This window comes from Vibrio sp. 10N.247.311.47, assembly GCF_041467535.1.
Lineage (GTDB): Bacteria > Pseudomonadota > Gammaproteobacteria > Enterobacterales > Vibrionaceae > Vibrio > Vibrio crassostreae_C.
The window spans coordinates 1-5,280 of record NZ_JBFSUR010000072.1; the positions used below are offsets into that span (position 1 = coordinate 1).

Consider the following 5,280-nt stretch of genomic DNA (forward strand, 5'->3'; position numbering starts at 1 on the left):
GAACAACCTCAGCGGTCATGCAAGCGATGGATGAGCAGATACGCAGCGAAACCGAGCGCACTGGCTGTCTGCACATACCGATTGACGACAACATCAATACATTGGTCAGTGAGGGATGGTTGGATGCGAGCATCCGGGATAACAGTCCTTGGTCGCTCGATATTGCCTATCAGGCGAGCCGCAACAGCGGCCGCGTGATAGGTAAGCACCTCACGTTGACAGCGCACTCCAGTAAGGAGGCAACTCGCCTTAAAGAACTGGCTCAAACCGTGATAGGTAACTGGCAATTTCAAGGTCGAACTTTAAAGATACTTGGTGTCGTTAAGGGGCCAACCGATGTATCGCGCATGGAGTTTGACCCAGCTACGGCGTGTTTTGCTTGGTAAAGATAGGCTTGTCGAATAAAGGAATTTCACAATGAGAAATAGAATGAGAAGCCCGTTAAAACAGCGAGGCTTTGGTTTGATTGAAACCGTCATCACGCTCTCGCTCATCCTAGCGATTGTGGGTATCAGCTACCCGGTGTATCACAATTATCAGGAAGACGAGAAAGCGAAAGCTTACGGTGAGCACATAAGAGGACTGATAGAGCGCATTCATCAATATCAATACTACAAAATCACCGAAGAGGGTGTCGATGCGACCAGTAAAGCGAGTTGGCCTGCAACGTTGGATAACCTCATGAACGACTACCCTGAGCAATACTGGGGCAGTTGTACGATTGATCAAGAACTCAACGGTGAATGTAAGTTGCCAGACTATGTGCCGTGGAGCCCATCACGTCTGCGGACTTATTTTTACACCGACCTTACGCACATACCGGCATTTAACGAGCACTTAGTGATTCGTATCCCACTTCATGAATTAGACAAGGATGCGAAAGAGTGGACGCGTTGGTCAAACGTGTTGATTGACATTCCAGGAGCAAAGCGAGCGGGCAATGATATCGATATTACCTTGCGTCAAGCGACGTTGGCACTGATGTACGAAAACATTGTCATGCGCGATGGGAGCGCCACATTAACAGAGGATTGGGATGTGGGCGGTCAGCACGGTATTACGAATGCTAAGGATGTCACGCTTAGAGCCAGCGATGGGTCGCAAATACCAGTGAGTCAATACCTTGTTAACGTGAGTCGAGCCCAGCACGGCGATTGGATAGACAAACCACAATGCGTTGCAGGCCAAACCCCACAGTACAAACTATCTATTTCAAAAGTAGAGATAGATACCCATTATTACACTTTACTTGGTGGAACCAAACCTTACCTCATCAACGAAACCGCCACTCGTTGGCAAGTGGGAATGTCCACTATTGTAAAAATCAACAGCAGTAAGCAACAAGCAAAAGTGACGACCGGTGAAGCGTTATTGATTGCCAGTTGTCGTTAACCCTAAGAAAGGAAAATACCATGAAGTCATTATTTAAACGCATACTCTTTGGGCTGGCCGCCCTTGTTTTTATCTTACCTCCCGCGATGGCCAAAGTGACCCTGGAGGATGTTTATAAAGCGGATGAAGCGCAGCGAGCCCAAGACTTGGCTGAGTTTGAGCAATACAAACGGGATTACAGTTATCCGCTGGAGCCAGCATATGGGTCTGGTTCTCCCTCTCAGGTAGTGGAATTTTCTACTGGCGGGGAAACAACGTCCGTGATCACCAAAACACTCAAACCAACGAATGGGTGGGTATGTGCTTTGAGTAAAGTCAGTGGATATTATGGCCGTGGTTTAAAAGGAACGGATGCGCATGTCTATCAATCTGGTGGGTACTGGAAATTAACTTCAGGACGAGCCAGTTGTGGGGGGTGCGCCGTCTCAGCCAAAGCCGTTTGCTGGGAAGTTGACTAAATCCCACATATAAAAGTAGGGTAGTATGATGTCATATTGCCTTGCTTTCATATAACCACCGATCATATCAATGACCTTATTAGATGAAAAGATCATAGTTAATATCGTGATATTTCAGATAATTAAGTGTTGAAAATGGTATAATTATCTTCCATTAAAAAGGAGCGTTAATCATGAAGAAAATAGTTGTGGGTCTCTCCATTTCTTTACTCTCAAGTTCGGTTTTTGCGATTGAAAATGGTACAGCTGTCGATTGGCAAAATGACTTTGATGATATGGTTAAAAACAATTGCACAGGCCTAGTGATAGGTGGCAATCAAGTTTTAACGGCAGCACATTGTACTGATTTAACTGGCATAACCTTTGCTAATGGTGATGTGGTTAACGCAAGTGGACGAGTTGATCATCCTAGCTACCTATGGGCTTCCGATGGCTCAGCATACGACGTCTCTATCTGGAGCCTTCCTGAAGCCGCGAACACACAAAACATTCACTACTTTGCTGATTTAAATATACCGAGCATCGCTCTTGGCGATGACATAAAAGTATACGGGTTTGGGGGGAACAATCCTTTAGCGTATGCTTCAGCGTCTATTACTCGCATTTTGGATGCTTATAAGACGGCATTCGAAGTCACTTCCCATATTGGAGAAGTTATACCAGGTGATAGTGGGGGCGCTTTGTTGAAAAATAATAACATAGTGGCAATTACTCGGGGGGGAGGGGCTAGCAATAACGCATCGAATAGTACCGACCTCGCTTACGCTAAAGACTTCCTTTTAGAGCAGATCAATGGCTGGCACTACCCAACCGTGCTCAAAGGAACGGGCACTCAAACGATTAAGGTTCAGTCATTACACCAAAATGGCGTGACTGAGAATGCTCATGCGACAGGTGATGTACAAATCCTTGGCGGTACTTGTCAAACTCAAGCGGTTATCAGTGCGTTTGATACGTGTACTTATGAGCTAGAAGTTATTGGTACGGGGCAGCTTCATTTGAGCAATGACGAAGTGATTGATATCAATCCTGTAACACCGACTCCCGTACCCCCTCCAACAACGACCCCAAGTTCTGGCGGCAGCGGTGGCTCTCTCGGCGTTTTCTCTCTACTTGGATTAGCTGTCTTCGGGCGTTTAAGAAAGAGATAGGTCTGATATGGATTACAAAATTAACGACCCTGTTATATTGGAAATGCTCGATGGCAATGATTGGCGCGTGATACGCACCACTTACCGTCAAGCCATACGGCTATTAAGAAAAACGCATCATCGAGGGTATTTATTGTACCGTGAAGGACAGCGGTGGGATGCAAAAGCCTGACGCTTTCACTTTGTTCAATTGTCGGCTTCATCTTGCCCCAACAAGCGGGGCTTATTGCCGTCAAAATGAACCTTATTGGATAATCTTGTGATACTTTTTGTCAATACACTCTTACTTTTCATTTTCCTACATAGATTATTGACCTTCTCTCATGCCCCTTCCGCAAAGATAAATTTGATAAGGGGAATCAAAGGTGTCGTCATTTTAATGGTCGTCACGGTCTGGTTGATGCCGCTTCATCTCCCCTTATTCCTCCATGGCGGTGTTCTTCTTTTCACTGCGTGGATAGGTTTTGGGTACAGTGTAAGGATCGCTTTGAATGATCTCACCTTACTCAAGCTAACCCCGTCCTTAAAGAAAAACCAATACCATGTTCACCTTTCAACGGCGATCTATCCTTTTACAAGAGATACGTACCAAGAGCTCGAACTGCTGATTGAATTGCTCCCAAAATACAGTGGGCAATCATTAATACTAGCGTCACCTCTACTGAGTAAGCACAGCTCATTCTTTAACATTGAACAATTAAAGTCACTCCCTGTGAGTATCGAGGCTTCTTATCATTCTTATTGGCGTTCACCGATAGCGTTTCTGGTATTGTGTTATTACAAACACATCCAGCGTGAAACTATTCTTATGCATTCCGATTTATCAAGGCAATGTCGAATACATTTAACGTTGCCTAGAGTCGATGGCGTCTAAAGAGGTAATATCAATATGAAAAACTTGGCTGGTCATGACATTTCCCTGTTTCTTTTTCGGTTTGTTCTTCATCGTAGAGGGATCAATTTTGTCATGAATGAGTCCATTGCGGAGGATTTATACCCAGAGACCGATCTAAAACTCAAACCTATCGTACACGCCTGCTCTGAAACTCTCTTGCGCTATAAAGACCAATGTTGCGGGGAAACCATCATGGACGGTAATCTATTGGTGGATGGTGACTTTGAAGTGATGCTATCGCCAGGGCTGGGCCGACATTTCATTCTGGAAGAGAAAAAGAACCTTTTCTCTGATGCTCATGAGATTGCTAAGTTGCTGATGGATGTGATGGACAGGCGAACGATTGAGATTAACTCTGGGGAGTATCTAGGCCCCCAAGCCGTGATCAGCTCTATCGGTCGTACGGGAATGAACCTTCAAGGGCTTGAATCGTTGGGGAACCGACAACAAAACACCTTTATCACTCAACTTCCTCAACTCACCAAGGATGTCCTTCCCGATGGAGTCAATGCTAGAGTCAGCTATGATCATCGTGGACATTGCATGATGTTTTTACACGATAACTTCGGCGTGATAGGAAAGGTCGTACTGGTTGATGGATCCATGCCTAATATCATGGCTGAATTATCTAAAGAGCGCTCAGAGCATGTTGATATCAAAAAGACACTGATGGAACAAATCCTTACCGCGATTGAAGTTGAGTTAATCAATCAAGTTTCGTCGTCGAGCTCTACCTTGCGTTATTAAACAATATCGAGCGGTTAGGAAAGGAAGTGCGAAGTATTTTCTTTTCTGACTGCTGTGCAGGTAGGGCGCAGCCCGTAGGACGGCATAGAGTCCTGTTAAAAATGGTCAGGAGCTGCATGATCAGATAGATTCGTTTATTATGTGCACCATCCACTGTTAATAACCTCACCTTTATGCCCACGACCAAACCTAGCCTAGTCAAAGCCAATTTCAAACGATTCATGCGTAAACCCAAATTACGTATTGAAAAAGCACAATCCCTTGAGGATTTACTTAACTGCGCGGCTTTTGGAGTTCGCTGTAAAATGAACAAGCTTTCGATTAAGGTAAAAGACGGACATTTGGTCCCGCACCAATACACCCAAGGCAAAACTAAGCCCTAGTCGGTCTCAACCCACAACGCTTACCCCTTTCGATGCAACAAAAGATGAATCACTTCATGTTCATCCACATGGTCGACTTCCACGCGATAAATGCCATTGGCCTGCACCGCTTCAATAAGTGCTTTCAACCGTTCGGTTTTCACCGTCATAGCCAGCGGCTTGATTTGGTTATTGTCTTCATCAAACCCATTCTCAATGCCTTTCTCTTTCATATAGAGCGTATCCCTTTCAAGGTCTTTTTCTATGTCTTCCAG

At 45.0% G+C, this 5,280-nt stretch carries 5 protein-coding genes and 1 pseudogene; 5 read left to right on the plus strand and 1 reads right to left on the minus strand.

The window, feature by feature from the left end; all coding sequences use genetic code 11:
- The 5 genes from AB6E51_RS23905 to AB6E51_RS23925 form a co-directional block, all read left to right on the plus strand.
- On the plus strand, positions 1–386 hold a 386-nt coding region (locus AB6E51_RS23905; RefSeq protein WP_372140257.1), incomplete at its 5' end, for a hypothetical protein.
- Positions 387–417: 31 nt separating this feature from the next.
- On the plus strand, positions 418–1,392 hold the full coding sequence (locus AB6E51_RS23910) for a type IV pilin protein (RefSeq protein ID WP_154724013.1): 975 nt from the start codon (positions 418–420) through the stop codon (positions 1,390–1,392).
- Between the two features lie 20 nt (positions 1,393–1,412).
- On the plus strand, positions 1,413–1,850 hold the full coding sequence (locus tag AB6E51_RS23915; protein WP_154724012.1) for a hypothetical protein: 438 nt from the start codon (positions 1,413–1,415) through the stop codon (positions 1,848–1,850).
- A 173-nt stretch (positions 1,851–2,023) separates the two neighbouring features.
- Positions 2,024–3,001: a trypsin-like serine protease gene (locus AB6E51_RS23920; RefSeq protein WP_154724011.1), complete on the plus strand. Its 978-nt coding sequence runs from the start codon at positions 2,024–2,026 to the stop codon at positions 2,999–3,001.
- 967 nt (positions 3,002–3,968) lie between these two features.
- Positions 3,969–4,643 (plus strand): hypothetical protein, encoded by a 675-nt coding sequence (locus AB6E51_RS23925; RefSeq protein ID WP_235618384.1) that lies wholly within the window; start codon positions 3,969–3,971, stop codon positions 4,641–4,643.
- 403 nt (positions 4,644–5,046) lie between these two features.
- Here AB6E51_RS23925 and AB6E51_RS23930 read toward each other — a convergent pair.
- Positions 5,047–5,280, minus strand: a pseudogene (locus AB6E51_RS23930) (hypothetical protein); the annotation flags it as partial.

Bases quoted from the DNA above. Each gene is read 5' to 3' on its own strand.
- AB6E51_RS23910 (WP_154724013.1), top strand. From the start codon at position 418: ATGAGAAATAGAATGAGAAGCCCGTTAAAACAGCGAGGCTTTGGTTTG.
- AB6E51_RS23915 (WP_154724012.1), top strand. From the start codon at position 1,413: ATGAAGTCATTATTTAAACGCATACTCTTTGGGCTGGCCGCCCTTGTT.
- AB6E51_RS23920 (WP_154724011.1), top strand. From the start codon at position 2,024: ATGAAGAAAATAGTTGTGGGTCTCTCCATTTCTTTACTCTCAAGTTCG.
- AB6E51_RS23925 (WP_235618384.1), top strand. From the start codon at position 3,969: ATGAATGAGTCCATTGCGGAGGATTTATACCCAGAGACCGATCTAAAA.